Raw genomic sequence first — 23,964 nt, 5'->3', positions numbered from 1 at the left:
CCCCTTACGACTTCAGCAGGCTCGCGTCGTCGACCGAGGTCGAGCGGCGCGTGCGGTAGATGGACACGATGATGGACAGCCCGACGACGACCTCGGCCGCGGCGACGACCATCACGAAGAACGCGGCCACCTGCCCGTCGAGGTTGCCGTGCTGGCGGGAGAAGCTCACGAACGCGAGGTTGGTGGCGTTGAGCATGAGCTCGATGCACATGAAGACGACGATCGCGTTGCGGCGGACGAGGACGCCGACGGCCCCGATCGTGAACAGGATCAGCGAGAGGGTGATGTACTCGTTCATTTCTCTCCCCCGAATCCGTCGCTGTCGCGCTGCTCGTCGGTCGCGAGCTGGTCGACGACCGTGTCGATGTCGTCGTCGAAGCCGGAGCGGACCTGGCCACGCTCGACGATGCTCGGCGAGATCGACTCCTCCAGCGGCGTGCCGTCGGGCAGCAGCGCCGGGGTGTCGACCGCGTTGTGACGGGCGAAGACGCCCGGCGTCGGCGCGGGGCCGGGGTGCCGGCCGGTCTCGGCGTACTCCCGCATGCGGCGGGCCGCGAGGTCGGCCTGCGTGTGCCGCGGCGTGAGGCGCTCCTTGTGGGCCAGCACCATCGCACCGAGGGCAGCGGTGATCAGCAGGGCGCTGGTGAACTCGAAGGCGAGGACGTACTTGCCGAACAGCAGCTCGGCGAGGCCGTACGGGTTGCCGTTCTCGTTGGCGGCACCGAGACCGACCACGACTCCGGTGACGGTCTGACCGACCGCGAGCACCAGCGTGATGCCGAAGACCAGGCCGATGACGGTCGCGAACAGGCGCTGGCCCGAGATGGTCTCGCGGACCGCCTCGGACGACTCGACGCCGACCAGCATGAGGACGAACAGGAACAGCATCATGATCGCGCCGGTGTAGACGATGATCTGCACCGCGAACAGGAACGGGGCGCCCTGCGCCGCGTAGAGGATCGCGAGGCTGATCATCACGACCGCGAGCGCGAGGGCCGCGTGCACGGCCTTCCTCGCGAACAGCAGGCCGAGGGCGGCGATCACCATGATCGGCGCCAGGAGCCAGAACGTGGTCACTCGTCCGCACCTCCGGCGTCGCCCGACGTCACGGCGACGATCGGCAGCTGCATGCCCTTGTAGTAGTCGTGGTGGTCGTCGCTGATCATCATCTCGTGCGGCGGCTCCACCATGCCTGGCAGCAACGGGGCGAGCAGGTCGCTCTTCTCGTAGATGAGGTCCTGGCGGTTGTTGTCGGCCAGCTCGTACTCGTTGGTCATCGTCAGCGCGCGGGTCGGGCAGGCCTCGATGCACAGGCCGCACAGGATGCAGCGCAGGTAGTTGATCTGGTAGACGCGGCCGTAGCGCTCACCGGGGCTGTGACGGTCGCCGTCGGCGTTGGACGCGCCCTCGACGTAGATCGCGTCGGCCGGGCAGGCCCAGGCGCACAGCTCGCAGCCGATGCACTTCTCGAGCCCGTCGGGCCAGCGGTTGAGCTGGTGACGGCCGTGGAAGCGCGGCGCGGTCGGCACCTTCTCGAACGGGTACTGCTCGGTGACGGTCTTGCGGAACATCGTCCGGAACGTCACGCCGAAGCCGGCGATCGGGTCCCACAAGGTCTCGCGAATCGGTGAGCTCATCAGGGAGCCGTCCTCTCGGGTCGAGCGTCGGGCAGGGTCTCGGTGGTCTGCTGGCCCGGCATCGGGGGCACGGGGTAGCCGCCGGCGAAGGCGTCCCACTCCTCGGGCTCCGCATCGTCCCCGCTGTCGGGGGTCTTCTTCTCGGGGATGAAGAACGTGATGGCGACCAGCACGCCCGCCGCGATCGCGACGTACGTGAGGGTCTGCTGGTCGAGCATGTCCTCGCTCTTGAGCTTGCGGATGAACGCGACCGCGATGATCCACACGAGCGAGACGGGGATGAGGATCTTCCAGCCGAAGTTCATGAACTGGTCGTAGCGCATGCGCGGCAGGGTGCCGCGGAGCCAGACGAACAAGAAGATGAAGAACAGCGTCTTGCCGAAGAACCAGATCAACGGCCAGTAGCCGGTGTTGAAGTAGCCGTCGTTGATCTGGCCGATGCCGAACGGTGCACGCCAGCCGCCGAGGAACAGCGTCGTGGCGAGCGCCGACACGGTGACCATGTTGACGTACTCGGCGAGGAAGAAGAGCGCGAACTTCAGCGAGGAGTACTCGGTGTGGAAGCCACCGACCAGCTCACCCTCGGCCTCGGGGAGGTCGAACGGTGCGCGGTTGGTCTCGCCGACCATCGCGATGCAGTAGATGACGAACGAGGGGAACAGTGGCACGAAGTACCAGAGGTCGGACTGCGCCTCGACGATCTCCGACGTCGACATCGATCCGGCATACATGAACACCGAGACGAACGACAGGCCCATCGCGACCTCGTACGAGATGACCTGGGCGCTGGAGCGCAGGCCACCCAGCAGGGCGTAGATCGACCCGGAGGCCCAGCCGGCCAGGACGATGCCGTAGACCCCGATCGAGGTCACCGCGAGGACGTAGAGCACCGCGACCGGGAGGTCGGTCAGCTGCAGCACGGTCTTGGTGTCGGTGAACGGGATCGTGACCTCGGGGCCGAACGGGATGACCGCCCAGGCGAGGAACGCCGGGATCGTGGCGAGGATCGGCGCCAGGATGTAGACGACCTTGTCGGCCGCCTTGACGACGATGTCCTCCTTGAGCGCGAGCTTGACGCCGTCGGCGAGGCTCTGCAGCAGGCCGAAGGGTCCGTGGACGTTGGGGCCGATGCGGTGCTGCATCTTGGCCACGACGCGGCGCTCGAACCAGATGTTGAACAGCGTGTAGACGAGCAGGACGACGAAGATCAGCACGGCCTTGAGCGCGATGACCCAGAACGGCTCGTTGCCGAAGAGATCGCTCATGACGCTCCTCCGCTCAGCATGACCCGGTCCCCGAAGCCGGCACCGAGGGCGGCCCGCAGGCTCACCCCGGAGTTGGCCGGCGCCCAGACGACGCCGTCGGGCAGGTCGGCGACCTGGCTCGGCAACGTCACGCTGCCGGTCTCGGTCGACAGCGTCGCCGGGGCGCCCGGCTCGACGTCGAAGGCCTTGAAGGTCGACGCGCTGGCGCGGATGACGGCCGGACGGGCGGTGGCCTTGAACTGCTCCTGGCCGTCCTGGCCGCGGGCGTCGTCGACGAGCAGGCGCCACGAGTCGAGCACGACGGTGCCCTTCGTGGCAGCGGGCTGGGCGGGCTGGACGGTCGGAGCGGCGGCGCGGGTGCCGTCCCACGGGCCCAGCTCTGTCATGGCCTGGCGGGCGGCGGCGACCGTGCGGAAGCCGAGCGGCGTGCCCATCTCCTCCGCGATGCCGGCGAGCACCCGGATGTCGGTCAGCGAGCCGGGCTCGTGCAGCACGGCGTCGAAGGTCCGGACACGGCCCTCCCAGTTGACGAACATGCCCGGCTTCTCGACGGTGGGGGCGATCGGCAGGACGACGTCGGCCGCGGCCGTCACGTCGCTGTGCCTGACCTCGAGGCTGACGACGAAGTCGGCCGCGGCGAGCCCCGCGCGGGCCGTCGCCGGGTCGGGCAGGTCGTCGATCTCGACGCCGCCGACGAGCAACGCCTTGACGACGCCGTGCTTGGCGTCGGCGAAGATCGTCGAGGTGTCGCGGCCGGCCTTGGCCAGGATCGTGCGCACGCCCCAGGCTGCGGCGAGGTCGGTGCGCGCCTCCACGTCGTCGAGCGGACGTCCGCCCGGCAGCAGGTGGGGCAGGCAGCCGGTCTCGACCGCTCCCCTGTCGCCGGCGCGGCGCGGGACCCACGCGAGGCGGGCTCCGGCCTTGTCGGCGGCCGCGAGGGCAGCGGTGAAGCCACCGGCGACCGAGGCGAGGCGTTCGCCGACCAGGATGATCGATCCGGCGGGCAGGTCGAGCCCGGCCAGCGCGGCCGGCTCGTCGCCGGGCACCGTGCGGACCAGCTCGCCCGACATCTTGGTCAGGCCGCGGGTGGCGTGGCTCGCGATCGAGACGACCTTGACGCCGTTCTGTCGCGCGGCCTTGCGCAGGCGCAGGAAGATGCTGCCGTTCTCGTCCTCGGGCTCGAAGCCGACCAGCACGACCGTCGATGCCTTCTCGAGGTCGGCGAAGCGGACGACGAGCTGGGTCGCGGCCACGTGCGAGGCCAGGAAGGCCTCCTCCTCGGCGGAGTGGGCGCGGGCCCGAAAGTCGATGTCGTTGGTGCGCAGGACGATCCGGGCGAACTTGCTGTAGGCGAAGGCGTCCTCGGCGGTCAGCCGGCCGCCGGGCAGCACGCCGACCTTGCCCTCGGCCGCGGCGAGCCCGCGGGCGGCGATCGCGAGGGCCGCGGGCCACGATGCGGGCTCGAGCTCGCCGGTCTCGGGGCTGCGGACCAGGGGCGTGGCGACCCGGTCTCCCTGGGTGGCGTAGGTGAACGCGAAGCGGTCCTTGTCGGTGATCCACTCCTCGTTGACCTCAGGATCGTCGCCGGCGAGACGGCGCATGACCTTGCCGCGGCGGTGGTCGACGCGAATCGCGGAGCCGCTGGCGTCGTGCTCGGCGATCGACGGGGTCGAGACGAGGTCGAACGGCCGCGAGCGGAAGCGATAGTCGGCGCTGGTGAGCGCACCCACCGGGCAGATCTGGATCGTGTTGCCCGAGAAGTAGGAGCTGAACGGCTCTTCTTCGTAGATGCCGACCTGCTGGCGCGCACCGCGCTCGATCAGGGCGATGAACGGGTCACCGGCGATCTGCTCGGAGAACCGGGTACACCGGGCGCAGAGCACGCAGCGCTCGCGGTCGAGCAGCACCTGCTCGGAGACCTTGATCGGCTTGGGGAACGTGCGCTTCGTCTCGGTGAAGCGCGACTCGCCCTGCCCGTGCGTCATCGCCTGGTTCTGCAGCGGGCACTCGCCGCCCTTGTCGCAGACCGGGCAGTCGAGCGGGTGGTTGATGAGGAGGAACTCCATCGTGCCGCGCTGCGCCTTCTCGGCGACCGGCGACGTGACCTGGGTCTTGACGACCATGCCGGCGGCGACCTCGATCGTGCACGAGGCCTGCGGCTTGGGGAAGCCGCGGCCGTTGCCCGCGTCGGTGATGTCGACCAGGCACTGGCGGCAGGCACCGACCGGCTCGAGCAGCGGGTGGTCGCAGAAGCGCGGGATCTCGGTGCCGATGAGCTCGGCCGCGCGGATCACGAGCGTGCCCTTCGGGACGCTGACCTCGACGTCGTCGATCGTCAGCGTGACGAGCTCGACGGGGGTCTCGTCGGTCGATCCTGAGGGCGGGACGGTGACCGTCATGCCGGCACCTCCTGCGGGAAGAGGGTGGAGGCGGCGGGCGGGAAGAGCTCGTGTGACGGCGTGTGCAGGCCCGCCTCGAACTCCTCTCGGAAGTGCTGGATCGCCGAGGTGATGGGGCTCGTCGCGCCATCGCCGAGGGCGCAGAACGAACGACCGAGGATGTTCTCGCAGAGGTCGACGAGCAGGTCGATGTCGCCCTCGCGGCCCTGGCCCTCGTCGAGGCGCTGCAGGGTCTGGACCAGCCACCACGTGCCCTCACGGCACGGGGTGCACTTGCCGCACGACTCGTGCTTGTAGAACTCGGTCCACCGCAGCACGCAGCGCACGACCGACGTCGTCTGGTCGAAGATCTGCAGGGCGCGGGTGCCGAGCATCGACCCGGCGGCCCCGACCGACTCGTAGTCGAGGGGCATGTCGAGGTGCTCGGCCGTCAGCAGCGGCGTCGACGACCCGCCGGGGGTCCAGAACTTGAGCTCACTGCCCTCGCGCATGCCCCCGCCAAGGTCGATCAGCTCGCGCAGCGTGATGCCGAGCGGCGCCTCGTACTGGCCGGGCTTCTTGACGTGGCCCGACAGCGAGTAGATGACGAAGCCCTTGGACTTCTCGGTGCCCATCGAGGAGAACCACTCGTGCCCGCCCCGGATGATCGCCGGGACCGAGGCGATCGACTCGACGTTGTTGATGACGGTGGGGCTGGCGTAGAGGCCCTCGACCGCGGGGAACGGCGGGCGCAGACGGGGTTGACCGCGTCTGCCCTCCAGCGAGTCGAGCAGCGCCGTCTCCTCGCCGCAGATGTAGGCACCGGCGCCGGCGTGGATCACCAGGTCGATGTCGATGCCGCTGCCGAGGATGTCGGTGCCGAGGTAGCCGGCCTCGTAGGCCTCGCGGCACGCGGCGCGCAGCCGGCGGATGACGTGCAGCACCTCGCCGCGGACGTAGATGAACGCCTGCTTGGCGTTGATCGCGTGGGCCGCGATGATGACGCCCTCGATGAGGGTGTGCGGCGTCGCCATCATGAACGGGATGTCCTTGCAGGTGCCCGGCTCCGACTCGTCGGCGTTGACGACGAGGTACTTGGGCTTGGGGTTGTCCTGCGGGATGAAGCTCCACTTCATCCCCGTGGGAAATCCGGCGCCGCCGCGACCGCGCAGGCCCGACTCCTTGACCATCTCGACCACGTCGGCCGGCTTCATCGTCAGGGCCTTCTCGAGCCCCTGGTAGCCGCCCGCGCTGCGGTAGGCGTCGAGCGTCCACGCACGGTCGGTGCCCCAGTCGGCCGTCAGCACCGGGGTGAGCAGGTCAGTCATCCGAGTCCTCCTTCGAGGCTGGTTCGTTCGACGCCGACTCCTTCGACGTCTGGGCCGGTGACTCCTCGATCGCCGTCTCGGTCTCGGCCCGGGAGGTGTCGGCCTGCTCGGCCGCCTTCTTCTTGGTGGTCGCGCCGGCCTTGTCGCTCTTGTCGGCCTTGCCGGTCGGTGCCGTCGCGTCTGTGCCGTAGGCCGGAGCGGTCCAGCCGTTGGCCTTCGCGATCTCGAAGCCGGCCAGTGAGGCGCCCGCAGCGGTCGGGCCCTCGTCGGCCCGCCCGTCCTCGAAGCCGGCGATGACCCGCTCGGCCTCGCGCCACGACGTGATGGTCGCGCCACGGGTGGCCTTGACCGTCTCGCCGGCGCGCAGCTGGTCGACCAGCTCGACGGCCGACTCGGGGGTCTGGTTGTCGAAGAACTCCCAGTTGACGGTGACGACCGGCGCGAAGTCGCACGCGGCGTTGCACTCGATGTGCTCGAGCGTGACCGTGCCGTCGTCGGTCGTCTCGTCGTTGCCGACATCGAGGTGGCCCTTGAGCCGCTCGAAGATCAGGTCGCCGCCCATGACGGCGCACAGGGTGTTGGTGCAGACGCCGACGTGGTGCTTGCCCATGGGACGGCGCTTGTACATCGTGTAGAACGTGGCGACGCCGGAGACCTCGGCGGCACTGATGTCGAGGATGTCGGCGCAGACCTCGATGCCCTCGTTGGTGACGCTGCCCTCGGTCGACTGCACGAGATGCAGCATGGGCAGCAGAGCACTGCGGGCCTGCGGGTAGCGAGAGGCGAGCTCGCGCAGCTCACCCAGAGTCACATCAGAAAGCGTCATCTAGAACCATCCCATCCGGACGCAACCATGGCCTGAGCGAAGCGACTGACGGCTCACCGATCGACACCGCCCATGACGGGATCGATGCTGGCGATCGCGACGATGACGTCCGAGAGCATGCCGCCCTCGCTCATCACCGAGGTGCCCTGCAGGTTGACGAACGACGGGTCGCGGAAGTGCGCCCGGTAGGGCCGGGTGCCGCCGTCGGACACCAGGTGGCAACCGATCTCGCCGCGCGGCGCCTCGATCGAGGCGTACGCCTGACCGGCCGGGACGCGGAAGCCCTCGGTCACGATCTTGAAGTGGTGGATGAGCGCTTCCATCGACTCGCCCATGATGTGCTTGATGTGCTCGGCGGAGTTGCCCTGGCCGTCGGCCCCGACGCTCAGCTGGGCCGGCCACGCAATCTTCTTGTCGGCGACCATGACGGGCATGCCCTCCATGCCGGCGAGCCGCTCGATGGCCTGCTCGACGATCTTGATGGACTCCCACATCTCGTCGAGGCGCACCCGGAAGCGTCCGTAGGCGTCGGGCTCGTCGCGGGTCACGACGTCGAAGTCGTAGGTCTCGTAGCCCCAGTAGGGCTGCTTCTTGCGCAGGTCCCAGTCGTAGCCGGTGGCGCGCAGCACCGGGCCGGTGAGGCCGAGGGCCAGGCAGCCGGCCAGCTCGAGGTGTCCGACACCCTTGAGGCGTCCCTTGAAGATGGGGTTGGCGTTGCAGAGGGCCGCGTACTCCGGCAGCCGCTTCTTGAGCAGCGCGACGGTCGAGCGGAGCTTCTCGATCGCGCCGTCGGGCAGGTCCTGCGCGACGCCGCCGGGGCGGAAGAACGCGTGGTTCATGCGCAGGCCGGTGATCATCTCGAACACGTCGAGGATCAGCTCACGGTCGCGGAAGCCGCAGGTCATGACGGTGAGGGCGCCGATCTCCATGCCGCCGGTCGCCAGGCACACCAGGTGCGACGAGATCCGGTTGAGCTCGAGGAGCAGCACGCGCATCGCCTGCGCCTTCTCGGGCGCCTCGATGCCGAGCAGCTTCTCGACGGCCATGACGTACGCCGCCTCGTTGGAGAACGGGGCGACGTAGTCCATGCGGGTGCAGAAGGTCACGCCCTGGGTCCAGGTGCGGAACTCCATGTTCTTCTCGATGCCGGTGTGCAGGTAGCCGATGCCCGCGCGGGCGTCACGCACCGTCTCGCCGTCGATCTCGAGGATCAGGCGGAGGACGCCGTGGGTCGACGGGTGCTGCGGACCCATGTTGATGACCAGGTGGTCGCCCTCGACCGCCGACGAGTCGATCGTGTCCCAGTCCTGACCGGTGACGGTGAAGACCGGACCGTCGGTCGAGTCGGTGGTGCCGGCGTAGGGGTCGGTCTGACCCGACGTGGCGCTCTGTGTCATGAGTAGCTCCTCCGCTGGTCCGGTGGTGCGATGGTGCCGCCCTTGTACTCGACGGGGATGCCGCCCAAGGGATAGTCCTTGCGCTGGGGGTGGCCGGGCCAGTCGTCCGGCATGAGGATGCGGGTCAGCGCGGGGTGCCCGTCGAAGACGATGCCGAAGAAGTCCCAGGCCTCGCGCTCCTGCCAGTCGGCCGTCGGATAGATCGGCACGACGCTGGGGATGTGCGGGTCGTCCTCGGGGGCGGTGACCTCGAGGCGGATGCGACGGTTGTGGGTCATCGACAGCAGGTGGTGGACGACGTGCAGCTCGCGGCCGGTCTCGTGCGGGAAGTGCACGCCCGACACGCTGGAGCAGAACTCGAAGCGGAGCACGGGGTCGTTGCGCAGGTGCGTCACGGCCTCCAGCAGCAGCTGCCGGCGGACGTAGAAGGTGATCTCGCCGCGGTCGACGACGACCTTCTCGATCGCGTCACCGAGGCCCGGACCGCCCTCGAAGCGGTCGGCGACCTCGTCGAACCAGCCGCCGTACGGCCTCTGGCTGGCGCCGGGCATGATCACGGGCCGGGTCAGTCCGCCGAAGCCGCTGGTGTCGCCGGTGCCGTGGGCGCCGAACGCCCCCTCGCGGATCTCGACGACCTCGAGCTCGGTCGTGCCGGCGCGGACCAGCTCGTCGCGGGTCTCGTGCGAGCCGTCCTGCGTCGTCGTGCCGGCGTCGCGTGCGTCCTTGTCGCCCTTGGCGTCGACCATCAGTGACCGCCCTTCATCGCATGAGGCCCTTCATCGCCGAGGTGGGAGTGGCCAGCAGCGCGACCTTCTCCTCCTCCTTGATCTGGGCGAGGCGGTTGGCGCCGAGCTTCTCGTGCTGGATCTGGTCGTGCAGCTTGAGGATCGCGTCGATCAGCATCTCGGGCCGCGGCGGGCAGCCGGGGAGATACATGTCGACCGGCACGACGTGGTCGACGCCCTGGACGATCGCGTAGTTGTTGAACATGCCGCCCGAGCTGGCGCAGACGCCCATCGCGAGGACGTACTTGGGGCCGGCCATCTGGTCGTAGATCTGGCGCAGCACCGGCGCCATCTTGTTGCTGACGCGGCCCGCGACGATCATCAGGTCGGCCTGACGCGGCGAGGGGCGGAAGACCTCCATGCCGAAGCGCGAGGAGTCGAAGCGCGGGGCGCCGAAGGTCATCATCTCGATCGCGCAGCAGGCCAGGCCGAACGTCGCGGGCCAGAACGAGGCCTTGCGCATGTAGCCGGCGAGCCCCTCGACGGTCGAGAGCAGAACTCCTGAGGGCAGCTTCTCTTCTAGTCCCATTCGAGGCCTCCACGGCGCCAGACGTAGGCATAAGCGATGAACACGGTGAGCATGAACAGGAACATCTCGATCAGCCCGAACCAGCCGAGCGCGTCGAACGCGACGGCGAAGGGGTAGAGGAAGATGATCTCGATGTCGAAGACGATGAACAGCATCGCGATGATGAAGTAGCGGATCGACACCTTGCCGCCGCCGTCGGGCAGCGGGCTCGGCTCGATGCCGGACTCGTAGCGGTCGAGCTTGGCGCGGTTGTAGCGCTTGGGCCCCGTGAACGGCGCGATGGCGATGCTGCCGATGGCGAAGAGGGCAGCCAGACCACCCAGCACGAGGATCGGCGTGTAAGCCGTCACGACACCTCCAGGATCGGGGCCGACAGAGCGAGGAACCTGCGTGATCGTTCCCTTGTGAATTACTTCACAACGTGATCACGGTCTCACCCTACGCCCGCGGGATCGGACCTGTAACTTAGGTCACACTAACCCGCCCGAACGCTCGCGAGAGCGTTCCCGCCCCCCGAGGAGAGCGTTGCCGCCCCTCGAGGAGAGGGTTGCCGCCCCGGGGCGTGTCGGACCGCCCGCTCAAGGGGCGGGAAAGGTCTCGCGAAGGGGCCGGAAGGGTCTCGTCAGCGGATGGGCTTGGTGGAGTGGTGCAGGGCGACGATGCCCGCCGAGAGGTTGTGCCACTCGACCTTGCCCCAGCCGGCCTCGACCATGCGCATGGCCAGCCCCTTCTGGTCGGGCCACTCGCGGATCGACTCGGCGAGATAGACGTACGACTCGGGGTTCGACGACACCGCGCGAGCCACGGGGGGCAGCGCGCGCATCAGGTAGTTGGTGTAGATCGCGTCGAACGGGCCCCACGTGGGGGTGCTGAACTCGCACACCACGATGCGTCCGCCCGGGCGCGTGACCCGCAGCAGCTCGCGGAGCCCGGCGATCGGGTCGACGATGTTGCGCAGCCCGAACGAGATCGTGACGGCGTCGAACGTCTCGTCGCCGAACGGCAGCTGCGTGCCGTCGCCGGCGGTGAACGCCAGGTCCGGCCGATCACGCTTGCCGACCTCGAGCATGCCGATCGAGAAGTCGCAGGGCACCACGGTCGCGCCGGCGTCGGCGAACGGCTGGCTCGACGTGCCGGTGCCGGCAGCGAGGTCGAGGATGACCTCGCCGGGCATCGGCGCCACGAGGTCGACGACGCGCTTGCGCCAGCGTCGGTCCTGCCCGAGCGACAGCACGTCGTTGGTGATGTCGTACTTCTCGGCCACGCCGTCGAACATCTTCGCGACGTCGTGGGGCTGCTTGTCCAGACCGGCTCTGCTCACCGCTGAAGCGTACGACGCGGAGCCCCTGCACGCCGTTCCAGCCCCGGCGACCGTGCGAATGTCACACCCGTGGAGGGCTCACAGCGTGAGCGCGTTGTGGGGGCCACCAGTAGGCTCATGAGTTGTGAGCAACCCAGCCGTCGTCGCGGAGATCGGGCCCCTCGTGGTCCGGTCCACACCGATCGACGACCCCGGTGCGCTGCTCTCCCTGCTGCCGCCCGACGACGCGTTCGCATGGGTCCATGCCGCCGACGGCATCGTCGCGTGGGGTCGAGCGGCCGAGTTCCGCACGTCCGGCGCATCTCGTTTCGCCGACGCCGACGAGTGGTGGAGCGAGCTGTGCGCGCACGCCGTCGTCCGTGACGACGTCGACACCCCGGGGTCCGGCCTGGTCGCGTTCGGGTCGTTCACGTTCACCGACGACGCCGACGGCAGCGCCCTCGTCGTCCCCGAGGTCGTCGTCGGTCGCCGTGACGGCGTCGCCTGGGTCACCGTCATCGGCGCCGGCATCGCTGCCCCGCCGGCCGTCGGACCGGCCGAGCCCGTGACCCTGCCGGCCGGCACGACGTTCGCCGACGGGCCGGTCGACAGCGCCACGTGGCAGGGGCTCGTCGCCGAGGCGGTCCAGCGCATCCAGGGCGGCGCCCTCGACAAGGTCGTCCTGGCCCGCGACCTCGTCGCCTCGCTCGACGAGCCGCTCGACGTCCGCGCCCCTCTCAGCAGGCTGGCCGCCGACTACCCGAGCTGCTGGACCTTCCACGTCGACGGGTTCTTCGGCTCCACCCCCGAGATGCTCGTCCGTCTCGAGCGCGGCCTCGTGACGTCACGGGTGCTGGCGGGCACGATCCGCCGCACGGGCGACGACGCCCACGACCTCGCCCTCGCCGGGTCGCTCGCCCGGTCGAGCAAGGACCTCGAGGAGCACGAGTACGCCGTGCGCTCCGTCGCCGAGGCCCTGGCGCCGCACTGCACGAGCATGAACGTGCCCGAGGCGCCGTTCGTGCTGCACCTCCCCAACGTTATGCACCTGGCCAGCGACGTCACCGGCGTCATGAAGAACGGCGCGAGCGCCCTCACCCTGGCCGCGTCGCTGCACCCGTCGGCCGCCGTCGGTGGCACCCCGACCGAAGCGGCCGTGGCACTCATCGCCGAGATCGAGCAGCTCGACCGGGGCCGTTACGCCGGGCCTGTCGGCTGGATCGGCGCGTCGGGCGACGGCGAGTGGGGCATCGCGCTGCGCTCGGCCCAGGTCGAGGGCGACGGCCGCACCGTCCGCCTGTTCGCCGGGTGCGGCATCGTCGCCGACTCCGTCCCGGCCGACGAGCTGGCCGAGTCCAACGCCAAGCTCATCCCGGTGCGCGACGCGCTGACACCCTGAGGCCCTGACCGGGCTCAGCGCCAGACCTTGGCCTCGAGGTCGTGGCCGAGGATGCGCGCGGCGAGCAGCCGGTGCAGCCCGTCGAGGTGCCACCAGCCGTTGCCGTCGCCGACGTCGTAGACCCGCGCGGGCTTGATCGTCTCGCCGGCGTCGAGCTGTGTCAGGTAGTAGTTGACCTTCGCGACGCCGACGAACTGCTGGGGCGTCATCACGACCGTGTGCGGGCGCAGCACGACGGTGTCCTGCGTCGCCTTGGGCTGGCTGTCGTCCTTGAGCTGGAGCGGCCCCGAGAACACGACCGCCAGCCACAGCAGCCGCCGCGTGTTGATGACCTTCTCGCTGCCGGACATGCGGATGAACGCGTCGAGCCGCTCCATCGAGTCGTCGTCGAGGTCGGTCGGTGGCGGCGCCAGCTTGGGGCCGAGCCTCGGCAGACGGACCATGACGACGTCAGCTGCCGGCGACCGGCGTGAGATCGGGCCAGCGCGGGCTCAGGCTGTCGCCCGAGGACGTGCCGGTGAGGCGCCGCTTGACCCACGGCGCGGCGTGGGCCTTGGCCCAGTCGACGTGGGCGGCTCGACGCTCCTTGGCGGAGAGCAGCGGGCGGTCGGCGAGGACAAGCGGCTCGAGGTCGTGCGGGACGCCCAGCGCGTCGAGGACGGCGATCGCCATGCGCTGGTGCCCGGCGCTCGACATGTGCATGCGGTCGACGTCCCACAGCCGGTCGTCGCGGTAGTCGCGGATGCGCCAGAAGTCGACCAGCGTCACGCCGTGGCGGTCGGCGACCTCGCGCACCAGCTCGTTGTAGATCGCGAACCGTCCGCGCAGCGCGCCGAAGATCGGGGAGCCACCGGGGTCGTAGGCCGTGAACAGGACGACGTGGGCCCCGGCGTCGACGAGTCGGCCGATCGCGACGTCGTACGCCGCGACGAGGTGGTCGATGTCGACGCGGGGACGCAGCACGTCGTTGGCGCCGGCATAGATCGTGACGAGGTCGGGCTTCATCTCGATCGCCGGATCGATCTGCTCGGCCACGATCTGCAGCAGCTTGCGACCGCGGATCGCCAGGTTGGCGTACGTGAAGTCGTCGCCGGCCAGCACCCGGGCCACCCGGTCGGCCCAGCCGTGCACGCCGTTGGGCCGGGCGGCGTCGGGGTCGCCGACACCCTCGGTGAACGAGTCGCCGAGCGCGACGTAGCGGTGGAAGGTCACCCCCTCAGGGTACGGGGGCGGGCCGCCCGACGTCCGCGGACCGATCCAGGTGGATCCGCCACCTCACCCGGCGGGGCCAGGTGGATCCTCCACCTCAAGACGGCGTGACAGGTTGCAGATCCACCTGCCCGGCCGGGGTCCGCCGCGATGAGGTTGCAGATCCACCTGCCGAGGCGGGAGGGGTGGGCGTCAGTCGTCGAGAAGACCCTTGCGGCGCGCGATCGCAGCGGCCTCCGTGCGCCCGGCCGCGCCCAGCTTGGCCAAGATGTTGGAGACGTGCACCGACACGGTCTTGGTGCTGATGAACAGCCGCGTGCCGATCTCGCCGTTGCTGCGGCCGAGGGCGACCTGCTGGAGCACCTCGCGCTCGCGGGGCGTGAGGTCGACGTCGACCAGCCGGGGACGCCAACCGCCCAGCGACTCGATCTCGGCGAGCAAGGGTCGCGCCCCGAGCCGCTGCGCCACGTCGCGGGCCTCCTGCAGGAGCCTGCGCCCCTCGGCCTCCTCGCCCGAGGTCAGCAGGACGGCCGCGAGCCGGGTCGCCGACCGAGCGGTCTCGTACGGGTCGTCGAGGGCGACGAAGCCGTCGAGCGCCGCGCGCCACCTGGCCGCCAGCTCGGTGGCATCCGGGGCGGCATCCGGATCGGCGACCCCGGCCAGCCAGCGCGCCCGAGCGTGCTCGGCCTCGAAACGTGCCCGCCAGGTGAGCCCCTCAGGCCCCAGGAGCGGGTTGTCGGCCACGACCTCGTCGACGATGCCCGCGAGCTCGGCCGCGTGCTCGAGCAGCGGAGCCTGATCAGCGCGCTGGAGGGCGGGCAGCGCCGTCGCGTAGTGGGCGACCAGCAGGGCCGAGATGCGGATGCGGCCCGGGAACAGCGGCTCGTCCCAGGCCTTGGTCTCCAGCTCGACCAGCGCGTCGTGCGTCTGCCGCGCGGCAACGAGATCGCCCGCGAGACCGTACAGCTCGATGAGCGAGGCGCTGCTGTGGATCGACGAGGCCATCTCGTGGCGCCACATCGACCGCAACGACAAGGTGCGCTCGACCTGCTCGATCTCGCCCCGGCCGGCCGCGACCAGCAAGGCGATCGCCCTCAGGTAGGCCTCGAACATCGCCGGGGTGCCGGGCCCGCCCTCGCATAGCTCGAGCGCCTCGTCCCACCGGCCCCGCATGTAGGCCAGCAGTGCGCCGAAGAATCGACCGTCGAAGCCGTAGGGCCCAAATGACCAACCGGTCTCGTCGGCCCGCCGCCGAGCCTCGCCGAATGCCCACTCCGCCTCGTCGAGCTCGCCGGCGTTGAGGTGCACGAAGGCCATCTGGTGCAGGCCCCGCAGCTCGCCCAGCACGTGGCCGGCGGCGCGGGAGCCCTCGATCAGCTCTCGGAACGCCAGCTTGGCCTTCGCCGGGTCGTTGCCGGAGCGCACCATGAGCCGGGTCAGCGTCGCCTTGGCGTCGGAGATGATGTCAGCAGACCCGAGCTGCTCGCCGATCGCGAGGGCCCGCTCACCCCACTGGACGGCTTCGGCGTCCTGGCGGCGGTTGGCCAGCGTCCGCGCCCGCAGCGCGGCGACCTCGCCCCGCAGCACCGTCGACTCGTCGGGCACGACCCGCGCGGCCTCGATGCTGGCCTGCTGGGACTCGGCGTCGAGGTTGCCGTAGTAGGTCGTGTTGCCGATCGCGACCAGAAGCCTGCCGTGGCAGTCGCGACCCGTGTCGGTGGGCAGCTGGGTCAGCTGGGTCAGCTGGTCGTGCAGCAGCTCGAGCGCGCGCAGGATCTGGCCCGAGGTGACCAGCGCGTCGGCGGCGTCGATGACCAGGTCGATCTCGTCGGTGCCCGTAGGCGCGGCGTCGATCAGGGCCAGCGCGTGCTCGTAGTGCTGCGCCGCCTCGTCGTAGCCCGCGACGCGGCTCGCCTGCTCGGCCGCCCTGACCGTCGCGCTGAACGCGATCTCGTGCTCACCGGCCGCGGAGGCGTGCCGGGCGACGGTCGCCGCCGGTGCGCTGTCGTCGAGCGCGGCGAGGAACGCCGCGTGGATGCGACGCCGCTCCCCCGGCAGGAGGTCGTCGCGCAGCGCCTCGCCGAGCAGGGCGTGGCGGAACGCGTAGTCGTCGGCGCCGATGCGACGCAGCACCTTGTGGTCGACGGCAGACCCGAGCGCGGCGTCGAGCTCCGCCTCGGTGAGGCCCGCGGCCGCGGCGAGGGCCGCGAAGCCCTCGCGACCGTCGGTGACGGACGCGGCCCGTACGAGCCGGCGTGCCTCGTCGTCGAGCCGCTCGAGGCGCACCAGCAGGAGGTCGCTCAACGTCTCGGGCAGCGCCGACGAGCGGTCGGCGAGACCGGCGTCGAGCAGCTCCTCGACGAAGAACGCGTTGCCCGCCGCCCGCTGCACGACGGCGTGGAGCTCGTCGGGCGGCAGCTCGGCGGCGGCCCGGACGCGCACGAGATCGGCGACGTCTGCGTCGTCGAGGGGCTCCAGCTCGATGCGCCGCACCCCCGCGAGGCGCACCCACTCGGCGATGGCCTGACGCAGCGGGTGCCGGCGGTGCAGGTCGTCGGCCCGATAGCTGATCACGACGTGGACCGCCTCGTGGAATCCCTGCGCGAGGACATAACGGATCAGGTGCCGTGTCGAGGCATCGGCCCAGTGGGCGTCCTCGACGACGAGCAGCAGCGGCTGATCGACCGCGAGCGAGTCGAGCGCCGCCACCACCGACGCGAACAGCTCGGCCCGCTCGACGCCCGGTCCAGGTGCCGGCGACGGCCACGGCAGCAGGGGTGCGAGGGCCGGGAACCGCTCGGCGAGCCCGACGCGCTCGGCATCGCCCAGCGACGAGAACGCCTCGGCGAACGGCTGGTAGGGCAACGAGCTGTCGCCCAGGTCGAGGCAGTGACCGGCGAGCACGCGGTGGCCGGCCTCGCGGGCACGGATGCCCAGCTCGCGCAGCAGCCGGGTCTTGCCGATGCCGGCGTCACCGCCGAGCAGGACGACGTCGCGGACGTCGGGATCGCCCAGCCCGGCATAGCCCAGCAGCTGGTCGAGCTCACGGCCTCGTCCGACCAGCGGCGTCGAGGGTGCCCGGTCGTTCGCCATGGAGTCCATCATGGCGGACGCGACCGACGATTCGACCACCTCGAGGCTCATGCATGGACCGTGCGGCCGGTCGCCCAGGCGGCGAGGCGGAGCACGAGGCTGCGCCGGGGCCTGCGCCGTCCCGCAGCGCCCGCCCGCTCGCTGTACGCCTGCGCAGCGCGGGCGGCCGCCAGGCGACGGTCCAGCTCCAGGGGGACGAAGGTCAGCGGGTCGATGATCATGCGTCCAGCCTCGGCGCCTGAGGTAGGCCGCCACATCGGGCGAACGCCCTATGCTCGCGCCGCCTACCTCAGACCCCGCCTACCTCAGACCCCTGCATCCAGACCTCCCCGAGCCTCAGGTCGAGCGAGCGCCAGCGAGCGCCGGCAGGCGCCCGGGCGCAGCCCGGCAGCGGGGAGGAACGAGCCGCTGGAGCGGCGACGAAGGAGCCGCGCGCCCTACTTGAGGGTCTTCTTGCCCCCGTGCATCAGCGTGATCAGCGTGGCGACCTTGCCGTCGGTCTTGGCGTCGCGGGTGAACGACGTCAGCATCATGACGGGCTTGAACTTCTGCCGCGTGATCGCCTTGGCGTAGGTGAACTCCTTGAGCCCGTCGGGCCCGTGGATGCGCCCGAAGCCCGACTGGCCGACGCCGCCGAACGGCAGGGTCGGCACGCCGGCGAAGGCGATCACCGAGTTGACCGACGTCATGCCCGAACGGATCTGGCGCGCGATCTCCATGCCCTGCTTCTTGGAGAACACGGCACCCGCGAGGCCGTAGGCCGTCGCGTTGGTGCGGCTGATCGCCTCGTCCATGCTCGCGACGGGGTTGATCGCGAGCGTCGGGCCGAACGTCTCCTCGGTGATCTCGGTGGAGTCCTCCGGCACGTGCGTGAGGATCGTCGGCTGGACGAACCGCTCGCCGACCGCGTCGGCTCCACCGAGCGCGACGGTGGCGCCCTTGGCGATCGCGTCGTCGATGTGGCTCTTGATGATGCCGAGCTGCGACGGCATCGTGATCGGGCCGATCTTGGCCCCCGCGTCGGCGCCGGCGCGCAGGCCCTTGGCCTGGTCGAGGATCTCGGCCATGAACTGGTCGAAGACCCTCTCGTGCACGTAGACCCGCTCGGTGCCGATGCAGGTCTGGCCCGCGTTAGACATGCCGCCCCACAGCGCCGCCTCGGCGGCCTTGGAGATGTCGGCGTCCTCGTCGACGATCAGCGAGTCCTTGCCTCCGGCCTCGATGATGACCGGCGTGAGGTTCTGGGCGCACGCGGCCATGACCTTCTTGCCCGTCGGGCCCGATCCGGTGAAGGCGAGCTTGTCGACGTCGGCGGTGCACAGCGCGTTGCCGGTCTCGCCGAGTCCTGTGACGACCTGCAGCACGGCCCGGCCGTGGACGACCTCGCTGAACGTGTCGGCGAGCCACTGGCCGACGCCCGGCGTGTACTCGCTCGGCTTGAAGACCACGGTGTTGCCGGCCGCCAGCGCGTACGCGATCGAGCCCATCGGGGTGAAGACCGGGTAGTTCCACGGCCCGATGACGCCGACGACGCCGAGCGCCTTGTACTCGACCGTCGAGGCCTGGTTGGCCATGAGCAGGCCGGACGAGACCTTGTGCGGGCCGAGCACCTTCTTGGCGTTCTTGGCGGCCCACGCGATGTGGTCGATCGCCAGGACGATCTCGAGCTGCGCGTCGCCGTGCGGCTTGCCGGTCTCCAGGTGCGAGAGGTGGGCGAGCTGGGCGATGCGGCGGGTGATCACGCTGCGCCACGTGAGCAGGTGCTCGGCGCGCTCGGCAAACGTCAGGTTGCCCCACCAGCCCGCGGCCTCGCGGGCGCGGGCGACCGCGGCGTCGACCTCGGCCTTGGACGCGATCGGGTAGGTGCCGACGAGGTCGCCGTTGGCGGGGTTGAGCGAGTCGAACGTCGCGACCGGCGCGTCAGGCGCGGCGGTCGGCTCGAGGGTGGCGGTCATGCGTTCTCCTTGATGAGGTCGGCGCACTTCTCGCCGATCATGATGGTCGGGGCGTTGGTGTTGCCGCGGGGCACCCGCGGCATGACGGACGCGTCGGCGACGCGCAGGCCCTCGACGCCGTGGACCTTGAGGTCGGGGCCGACGACGCTGCCCTCGATCGTGCCCATCGCGCAGGTCGCGACAGGGTGGTAGAGCGTCTGGGCGAGCGAGCCGATCGCCTCGATGATCTCGTCGTCGGTGGGGTCGGACGATGCCGGCACCCAGGGAGCCTCGAGGAACTTGGCGATGGGTCCCTCGCGCAGGATCTCGAACGCCCGGCGGTAGCCGCTGATCATGGCGTCGAGGTCGGCCCGGTCGTCGAAGTAGCCCGGCTCGATCTCCGGGTGCCACGTCGGGTCGGCCGATCGCAGCTTGATGTGACCCTTGCTCTGGACGTTGACGAGCGTCACGGCGGTCGTCAACGCGCGCCGGGTCGGCTCGTGCAGGCCGTTGTCGTAGAAGCCCGTCGGGGCGACGTGCAGCTGGATGTCGGGCACGTCGAGGTCGTCGCGCGAGGCGTAGAACGCACCGGTCTCGGCGACGTTGGAGCTCAGCGGCCCCTTGCCCGTGGCGCGCCACTTGATCAGGTTGCCGAGACCGAGCATCTCGGCGACGTCGGACGTGTCCTTGGTGTAGGTGAGGATGCCCGAGACCGGGTGGTCCTGCAGGTTCTGCCCGACGCCGGACGACTCGACCGCGACGTCGATGCCCATCTCGCGCAGGTGGGCGCCCGGCCCGATGCCCGAGAGCATCAGCAGCTGGGGGCTGTTGATGGCACCGCCGCTGAGCACGACCTCGGCACCGGCCCGCGCGACGTGCGCCTGGCCGCCGCGGACGTACGCGACGCCGACCGCGCGGGTGCCCTCCAGCACGATCTTGGTGACGAAGGCCTCGGTCAGCACGGTCAGGTTGGGACGCTTCTCCGCCGGGTGGATGTAGGCGTCGGCGACCGACCAGCGACGCCCCTTCTTGCACGTGACCTGATAGAGCCCGATGCCCTCCTGCTCGGCACCGTTGAAGTCGTCGTTGCGCTTGAGCCCGGCTGCGACACCTGCCTCGATGAACGCCGTGCTGAGCTCGTGGTTGTAGCTGCGGTCCTCGACGTGCAGAGGACCCTTCGTGCCGTGGAACGGGTCGCCGAGGCGGGTGTTGCCCTCGGCCTTCTTGAAGTAGGGCAGGACGTCGTCGAAGCCCCAGCCGGTCGCGCCGTAGGCGTCGCGCCACTCGTCGTAGTCGGCGTGGTTGCCGCGGATGTAGATCATCGCGTTCATCGACGAGCAGCCGCCGAGGGCCTTCATGCGCGGCCAGTCGGCGCGCCGTCCGGCGAGGTGCTTCTGCGGCGTCGTCTCGTAGCCCCAGTCCCACTTGGTCTTGAACAGCGTCGAGAAGCCCAGCGGCATGTGGATCATCTCGTCGTCGTCCGCGGGACCTGCCTCGAGGAGCAGGACGCTCACCTGGGGGTCCTCGGTCAGTCGGGCTGCGACGACACCGCCCGCGCTGCCCGATCCGATGACGATGTAGTCGTAGCTCTCGTCAGCCATGGTTCCCTCTCGACGGCACGTGACGTGGGACACAAACCTACTGCGGGTATGACGATGACACAACCGGTGTCAGGGTTGCAGGGCGGCCTTCACGGAGGCGGAGATCCGCGCGTCGAGATCGCGACGGACTGTCCTGTCGACGGGCACCTCGAGCACCCGGATGCCGGCGACGTCCTCGGCGAGCGCGGCCGCCAGGTCGGCGGCGTCGACCAGCCGGTGCGGCACTCGGTAGCCGGCGCAGAGGGCACCGAGGTCGGCGCCGGTCGGGGTCGCGTAGACGCGCTCGAACGACGTGGCGTACTCCGGGGCTCCCTGCTCGAGGGTCGTGAAGATGCTGCCGCCGTCGTCCGAGGCGACGACGATCGTGAGGTCTGGACGCGGCTCGTCAGGACCGATCAGCAGACCGTTGCTGCCGTGCAGGAACGTCAGGTCGCCGACGTAGGCGATCGCGCGGGTCGACGGACGGGCCAGCGCCGCACCGATCGCGCTCGACAGCACGCCGTCGATGCCGGCCAGCCCGCGGTTGGCGATGATGAGGCGCTTCTCGCCGACGACGTAGGGGCGCGCCACCAGGTCGAGGTCGCGGACGGGGCTCGAGGAGCCGACGAACAGCAGCCCACCCCGGGGAACGGCGGCGTTGACGGCCTGCGCGACGTCGTAGGGGGTGGTGCCGTCGAGCGCGGCGTCGACAGCAGCGGTGGCGGCGTCGTCGGCGACCTTCCACGCGTCGAGCCAGGCCGGGTCGTCCGCACCGTCGACGGCGACACGGGCGTCCAGCGGCGACACGAACGTCACGTTGGGGCCGGCAGGCACCGGGAAGGTGGACTGGTCGCCCACGTGCACGATCGGGATGTCGGTGCGTGCGAGCAGCCGCGTGACCGGCCGCGTGAGCGTCGCGTGCCCGAGGCTGATCACCCGCTCGACCTGCTCGGCCAGCGGGGAGTGGGCCAGCAGCAGCCGGTAGGCCACGAGCGCCTCTCCGTTGCGCGACCCCGAGCTGGGCTCGGCCAGGAGCGGCCAGTGCGCGTCGCGGGCCAGGATGCGGGCGGGCTGACGAGCGTCGTCACCGGCCACCACGACGGTGCGAGGGCCGAGGTCGAGCACGTGGTCGCGCAGGGGGCCACGGCGCGGGTGCTCGGCCGGTCGACCCTCCTCGATGGGACCCGTGACGGGCTCGACGAGCGGCTCGTCGAGCTCGAGGTTGAGGTGCCCGGGACCGTCTCCCGCCATCAGCTCGACGATGTCGTCCGGGTCGGCGACGAACCTGACGCCCGGGAAGATCTCGCGCTGCTCGGTGGTCTGGTTGGCGCCGGTGCCGCGCAGGCGAGCGGGGCGGTCGGCCGTGATCGCGATCAGGGGCACCTTGGCGTGCACCGCCTCCAGCATCGCCGGGTGCAGGTTGGCCACCGCGGTGCCCGAGGTGGTCACGACCGGCACGGGCCGGTGCGACGCCTTCGCCATGCCGAGGGCGAGAAAGGCGGCCTCCCGCTCGTCGACCCGGACGTGCAGCCTGACCATGCCCTGCTGGTCGGCCTGCCAGAGCGCCAGCGCCAGCGGTCCGGACCGCGACCCCGGCGCGAGCACCGCCTCACGCACGCCGAGCTGGTGGAGCATCCCGACGAGGCTGCGGGAGTCCTGCGTCGCGCTCACGCCAGCACCGCGCGGACGGCCGACAGCCGGGCCTGCCAACGGGCGTCGGTCTCGCCGTCGGCGGCCACGGCGCTGTAGGCGTCGAGGTCGAGCACCTGGCGCCCGACCGGCAGGAAGCCGTCGACCGGCACGAGCGGCGCCGCGACGACGTCTCCGTCGAGCAGCGACGTCGTCGCGAGACCGCAGGCATAGGGCAGCTCGGGCAGCGCGGCGGCCAGCGCCAGACCCGCCGCGAGACCGATCGACGTGTCGACCGCGCTGGAGACCACGACCGGCAGTCCGATCTGCTCGGCGATGCGCAGGCTCGCGTGGACGCCACCGAGGGGCGCGACCTTGAGGACGGCGATGTCGGCCGCCTCGAGCTCGACGACGCGGAACGGGTCGTCGGCCCGGCGGATCGACTCGTCGGCAGCGATCGGCACGCCGACCCTGCGACGTACGACGGCGAGGTCCTCGACCGAGGCGCAGGGCTGCTCGACGTACTCGAGCCCGTGAGCCGCCAGCTCGAGTGCTGCGACGGCGCTGACCGCCTCGTCGACGGACCAGCCGCCGTTGGCGTCGACCCGCACCTTGCCCCGCGGGCCGATGGCGTCGCGGACCGCCTCGACCCGCGCGATGTCGTCGGCGAGGGTCTGGCCCCTCTCGGCGACCTTGACCTTGGCCGTGCCACAGCCGCTTCGGGCGACGATCGCCGCGGCCTGCTCGGGTCCGACCGCCGGCACGGTGCAGTTGACGGGGATCCGGTCGCGCAGCGGCGCGGGCCACTCCCGCCCGGCCGACTCGATCGCGGCGGCGAGCCACGGCGCGCTCTCACGGGCGTCGTAGTCGAGGAACGGGCTGAACTCCGCCCAGCCCGCCGGGCCCTCGAGCACCATGCCCTCGCGCCGGGTGATGCCGCGGAAGGTCGTCGGCATGGGGATCGCGAAGGTACGGGGCTGCACGACTGGCAACTTACCGCCACCGACCTACGGTGGAGGTATGAGCCGAATTGCCATCGTCGGAGGCCACGGCAAGATCGCCCGCCTCCTCATCCCCCTCCTCGTCGACGCCGGCCACCTGCCCGTCGCCCTCGTCCGCAACCCCGACCACGCCGCCGAGCTCGAGTCCGCCGGCGCGGAGGTCGTCCTCCTCGACATCGAGGCGTCCGACAGCGACGCGTTCGCCGATGCCTTCACCGGTGCTGACGGCATCGTGTTCGCGGCCGGCGGAGGCGCCGACGGCGACATCGACCGCAAGAAGAGCGTCGACCTCGGTGGCTCGTTGAAGTCGATCGAGGGTGCCGCCAAAGCCGGTGTCAGCCGGTTCGTGCAGATCTCCGCGATCAGCGTCGACGAGCCGCTGCCCGACGACACCCAGCCGGTGTGGAAGGCGTACGTCGAGGCCAAGCGCGACGCCGACGTGGCGCTGCGCGACAGCGACCTCGACTGGACGATCATCCGGCCGGGCGGACTCACCGACGACTCCGGCACGGGCTCGGTCGAGCTCGCCGAGGAGGTCGACCGGGGCGAGATCCCTCGCGCCGACGTCGCCGCGCTGATCGCGGCCGTGGTCGCCGACCCCACGACGTACGGCAAGCAGTGGGAGGTCGTCGGCGGGTCCACCCCGATCGCCGACGCGGTCGCCGCTGCCTGAT

At 70.6% G+C, this 23,964-nt stretch carries 22 protein-coding genes; 2 read left to right on the top strand and 20 right to left on the bottom strand.

Translation table 11 applies throughout. The annotated features are described in order from the left end of the window. Nucleotides 1-4: 4 nt before the first annotated feature. From nuoK to HQK15_RS06910, 12 genes are all read right to left on the bottom strand, one after another. The gene (nuoK, locus tag HQK15_RS06965) at nucleotides 5-298 is read right to left on the bottom strand and encodes an NADH-quinone oxidoreductase subunit NuoK (RefSeq protein ID WP_173490648.1); all 294 of its coding nucleotides are present in this window, start codon (nucleotides 296-298) and stop codon (nucleotides 5-7) included. Next, the gene (locus HQK15_RS06960; protein ID WP_173490647.1) at nucleotides 295-1,077 is read right to left on the bottom strand and encodes an NADH-quinone oxidoreductase subunit J; all 783 of its coding nucleotides are present in this window, start codon (nucleotides 1,075-1,077) and stop codon (nucleotides 295-297) included. Before HQK15_RS06960 ends, nuoK begins: the two co-directional genes overlap by 4 nt. Further along, nucleotides 1,074-1,637, bottom strand: a complete 564-nt coding sequence (gene nuoI / locus HQK15_RS06955) for an NADH-quinone oxidoreductase subunit NuoI (RefSeq protein ID WP_173490646.1) — start codon at nucleotides 1,635-1,637, stop codon at nucleotides 1,074-1,076. The genes HQK15_RS06960 and nuoI overlap by 4 nt, the downstream gene beginning before the upstream one ends. After that, nucleotides 1,637-2,902 (bottom strand): NADH-quinone oxidoreductase subunit NuoH, encoded by a 1,266-nt coding sequence (nuoH, locus tag HQK15_RS06950; protein ID WP_173490645.1) that lies wholly within the window; start codon nucleotides 2,900-2,902, stop codon nucleotides 1,637-1,639. The genes nuoI and nuoH overlap by 1 nt, the downstream gene beginning before the upstream one ends. After that, the gene (locus HQK15_RS06945; RefSeq protein WP_173490644.1) at nucleotides 2,899-5,301 is read right to left on the bottom strand and encodes an NADH-quinone oxidoreductase subunit G; all 2,403 of its coding nucleotides are present in this window, start codon (nucleotides 5,299-5,301) and stop codon (nucleotides 2,899-2,901) included. Before HQK15_RS06945 ends, nuoH begins: the two co-directional genes overlap by 4 nt. Beyond that, nucleotides 5,298-6,608, bottom strand: coding sequence for an NADH-quinone oxidoreductase subunit NuoF (gene nuoF, locus HQK15_RS06940; RefSeq protein WP_173490643.1), 1,311 nt, complete (start codon nucleotides 6,606-6,608; stop codon nucleotides 5,298-5,300). The genes HQK15_RS06945 and nuoF overlap by 4 nt, the downstream gene beginning before the upstream one ends. Then, entirely contained in the window at nucleotides 6,601-7,434 is an 834-nt protein-coding gene (nuoE, locus tag HQK15_RS06935) for an NADH-quinone oxidoreductase subunit NuoE (RefSeq protein ID WP_173490642.1), read from the bottom strand. The genes nuoF and nuoE overlap by 8 nt, the downstream gene beginning before the upstream one ends. 53 nt (nucleotides 7,435-7,487) lie before the next feature. Continuing rightward, entirely contained in the window at nucleotides 7,488-8,831 is a 1,344-nt protein-coding gene (locus HQK15_RS06930) for an NADH-quinone oxidoreductase subunit D (protein ID WP_173490641.1), read from the bottom strand. Next, nucleotides 8,828-9,577: an NADH-quinone oxidoreductase subunit C gene (locus HQK15_RS06925; RefSeq protein WP_173490640.1), complete on the bottom strand. Its 750-nt coding sequence runs from the start codon at nucleotides 9,575-9,577 to the stop codon at nucleotides 8,828-8,830. The genes HQK15_RS06930 and HQK15_RS06925 overlap by 4 nt, the downstream gene beginning before the upstream one ends. A 13-nt stretch (nucleotides 9,578-9,590) precedes the next feature. Then, complete coding sequence (locus HQK15_RS06920) at nucleotides 9,591-10,145, bottom strand: NuoB/complex I 20 kDa subunit family protein (protein WP_173490639.1); 555 nt, start codon at nucleotides 10,143-10,145, stop codon at nucleotides 9,591-9,593. Further along, nucleotides 10,136-10,495, bottom strand: coding sequence for an NADH-quinone oxidoreductase subunit A (locus HQK15_RS06915; RefSeq protein ID WP_173490638.1), 360 nt, complete (start codon nucleotides 10,493-10,495; stop codon nucleotides 10,136-10,138). Before HQK15_RS06915 ends, HQK15_RS06920 begins: the two co-directional genes overlap by 10 nt. Before the next feature lie 272 nt (nucleotides 10,496-10,767). Continuing rightward, nucleotides 10,768-11,466: a demethylmenaquinone methyltransferase gene (locus HQK15_RS06910; RefSeq protein WP_173490637.1), complete on the bottom strand. Its 699-nt coding sequence runs from the start codon at nucleotides 11,464-11,466 to the stop codon at nucleotides 10,768-10,770. A gap of 124 nt (nucleotides 11,467-11,590) precedes the next feature. Between HQK15_RS06910 and HQK15_RS06905 the strand changes: the two genes are divergently transcribed. Beyond that, nucleotides 11,591-12,844, top strand: coding sequence for an isochorismate synthase (locus HQK15_RS06905; RefSeq protein WP_173490636.1), 1,254 nt, complete (start codon nucleotides 11,591-11,593; stop codon nucleotides 12,842-12,844). A 14-nt stretch (nucleotides 12,845-12,858) separates the two neighbouring features. On the opposite strand, the gene HQK15_RS06900 is transcribed toward HQK15_RS06905, so the two are convergent. From HQK15_RS06900 to HQK15_RS06865, 8 genes are all read right to left on the bottom strand, one after another. Continuing rightward, nucleotides 12,859-13,287, bottom strand: coding sequence for a hypothetical protein (locus HQK15_RS06900; protein WP_173490635.1), 429 nt, complete (start codon nucleotides 13,285-13,287; stop codon nucleotides 12,859-12,861). Nucleotides 13,288-13,294: 7 nt separating this feature from the next. Next, the gene (locus HQK15_RS06895) at nucleotides 13,295-14,056 is read right to left on the bottom strand and encodes an SGNH/GDSL hydrolase family protein (protein WP_173490634.1); all 762 of its coding nucleotides are present in this window, start codon (nucleotides 14,054-14,056) and stop codon (nucleotides 13,295-13,297) included. A gap of 189 nt (nucleotides 14,057-14,245) precedes the next feature. Continuing rightward, nucleotides 14,246-17,197, bottom strand: a complete 2,952-nt coding sequence (locus HQK15_RS18825) for a helix-turn-helix transcriptional regulator (RefSeq protein ID WP_173490633.1) — start codon at nucleotides 17,195-17,197, stop codon at nucleotides 14,246-14,248. Then, nucleotides 17,194-17,367: a hypothetical protein gene (locus HQK15_RS06885; protein WP_173490632.1), complete on the bottom strand. Its 174-nt coding sequence runs from the start codon at nucleotides 17,365-17,367 to the stop codon at nucleotides 17,194-17,196. The genes HQK15_RS18825 and HQK15_RS06885 overlap by 4 nt, the downstream gene beginning before the upstream one ends. Nucleotides 17,368-17,583: 216 nt before the next feature. Further along, nucleotides 17,584-19,101, bottom strand: coding sequence for an aldehyde dehydrogenase family protein (locus HQK15_RS06880; protein WP_173490631.1), 1,518 nt, complete (start codon nucleotides 19,099-19,101; stop codon nucleotides 17,584-17,586). After that, on the bottom strand, nucleotides 19,098-20,681 hold the full coding sequence (locus HQK15_RS06875; RefSeq protein WP_173490630.1) for a GMC family oxidoreductase: 1,584 nt from the start codon (nucleotides 20,679-20,681) through the stop codon (nucleotides 19,098-19,100). The genes HQK15_RS06880 and HQK15_RS06875 overlap by 4 nt, the downstream gene beginning before the upstream one ends. A gap of 69 nt (nucleotides 20,682-20,750) precedes the next feature. Continuing rightward, nucleotides 20,751-22,331: a 2-succinyl-5-enolpyruvyl-6-hydroxy-3-cyclohexene-1-carboxylate synthase gene (gene menD / locus HQK15_RS06870; protein ID WP_367649084.1), complete on the bottom strand. Its 1,581-nt coding sequence runs from the start codon at nucleotides 22,329-22,331 to the stop codon at nucleotides 20,751-20,753. Next, nucleotides 22,328-23,245 carry an o-succinylbenzoate synthase gene (locus HQK15_RS06865; protein ID WP_217361364.1) on the bottom strand — a complete coding sequence of 306 codons (918 nt, stop codon included), beginning with the start codon at nucleotides 23,243-23,245 and terminating at the stop codon, nucleotides 22,328-22,330. The genes menD and HQK15_RS06865 overlap by 4 nt, the downstream gene beginning before the upstream one ends. Nucleotides 23,246-23,309: 64 nt before the next feature. On the opposite strand from HQK15_RS06865, the gene HQK15_RS06860 reads away from it, so the two are divergent. Further along, nucleotides 23,310-23,963, top strand: a complete 654-nt coding sequence (locus HQK15_RS06860) for an SDR family oxidoreductase (protein WP_173490628.1) — start codon at nucleotides 23,310-23,312, stop codon at nucleotides 23,961-23,963. Nucleotide 23,964 lies beyond the last annotated feature (1 nt).

It is taken from the genome of Aeromicrobium stalagmiti (assembly GCF_013283745.1).
Taxonomy (GTDB): Bacteria; Actinomycetota; Actinomycetes; order Propionibacteriales; family Nocardioidaceae; genus Aeromicrobium; species Aeromicrobium stalagmiti.
The sequence above is the reverse complement of the archived record's forward strand: the minus strand, read 5'-3'. Positions and strand labels throughout refer to the sequence as shown.

What these genes read in the sequence shown, in the direction of transcription:
- HQK15_RS06875 (WP_173490630.1), bottom strand. Translation starts at nt 20,681, where the DNA reads ATGGCTGACGAGAGCTACGACTACATCGTCATCGGATCGGGCAGCGCG.
- nuoH (WP_173490645.1), bottom strand. Translation starts at nt 2,902, where the DNA reads ATGAGCGATCTCTTCGGCAACGAGCCGTTCTGGGTCATCGCGCTCAAG.
- HQK15_RS06885 (WP_173490632.1), bottom strand. Translation starts at nt 17,367, where the DNA reads ATGATCATCGACCCGCTGACCTTCGTCCCCCTGGAGCTGGACCGTCGC.
- nuoK (WP_173490648.1), bottom strand. Translation starts at nt 298, where the DNA reads ATGAACGAGTACATCACCCTCTCGCTGATCCTGTTCACGATCGGGGCC.
- HQK15_RS06860 (WP_173490628.1), top strand. Translation starts at nt 23,310, where the DNA reads ATGAGCCGAATTGCCATCGTCGGAGGCCACGGCAAGATCGCCCGCCTC.
- HQK15_RS18825 (WP_173490633.1), bottom strand. Translation starts at nt 17,197, where the DNA reads ATGAGCCTCGAGGTGGTCGAATCGTCGGTCGCGTCCGCCATGATGGAC.
- HQK15_RS06945 (WP_173490644.1), bottom strand. Translation starts at nt 5,301, where the DNA reads ATGACGGTCACCGTCCCGCCCTCAGGATCGACCGACGAGACCCCCGTC.
- HQK15_RS06925 (WP_173490640.1), bottom strand. Translation starts at nt 9,577, where the DNA reads ATGGTCGACGCCAAGGGCGACAAGGACGCACGCGACGCCGGCACGACG.
- nuoI (WP_173490646.1), bottom strand. Translation starts at nt 1,637, where the DNA reads ATGAGCTCACCGATTCGCGAGACCTTGTGGGACCCGATCGCCGGCTTC.
- HQK15_RS06880 (WP_173490631.1), bottom strand. Translation starts at nt 19,101, where the DNA reads ATGACCGCCACCCTCGAGCCGACCGCCGCGCCTGACGCGCCGGTCGCG.
- nuoE (WP_173490642.1), bottom strand. Translation starts at nt 7,434, where the DNA reads ATGACGCTTTCTGATGTGACTCTGGGTGAGCTGCGCGAGCTCGCCTCT.
- HQK15_RS06865 (WP_217361364.1), bottom strand. Translation starts at nt 23,245, where the DNA reads ATGCCGACGACCTTCCGCGGCATCACCCGGCGCGAGGGCATGGTGCTC.
- nuoF (WP_173490643.1), bottom strand. Translation starts at nt 6,608, where the DNA reads ATGACTGACCTGCTCACCCCGGTGCTGACGGCCGACTGGGGCACCGAC.
- HQK15_RS06920 (WP_173490639.1), bottom strand. Translation starts at nt 10,145, where the DNA reads ATGGGACTAGAAGAGAAGCTGCCCTCAGGAGTTCTGCTCTCGACCGTC.
- HQK15_RS06900 (WP_173490635.1), bottom strand. Translation starts at nt 13,287, where the DNA reads ATGGTCCGTCTGCCGAGGCTCGGCCCCAAGCTGGCGCCGCCACCGACC.
- HQK15_RS06930 (WP_173490641.1), bottom strand. Translation starts at nt 8,831, where the DNA reads ATGACACAGAGCGCCACGTCGGGTCAGACCGACCCCTACGCCGGCACC.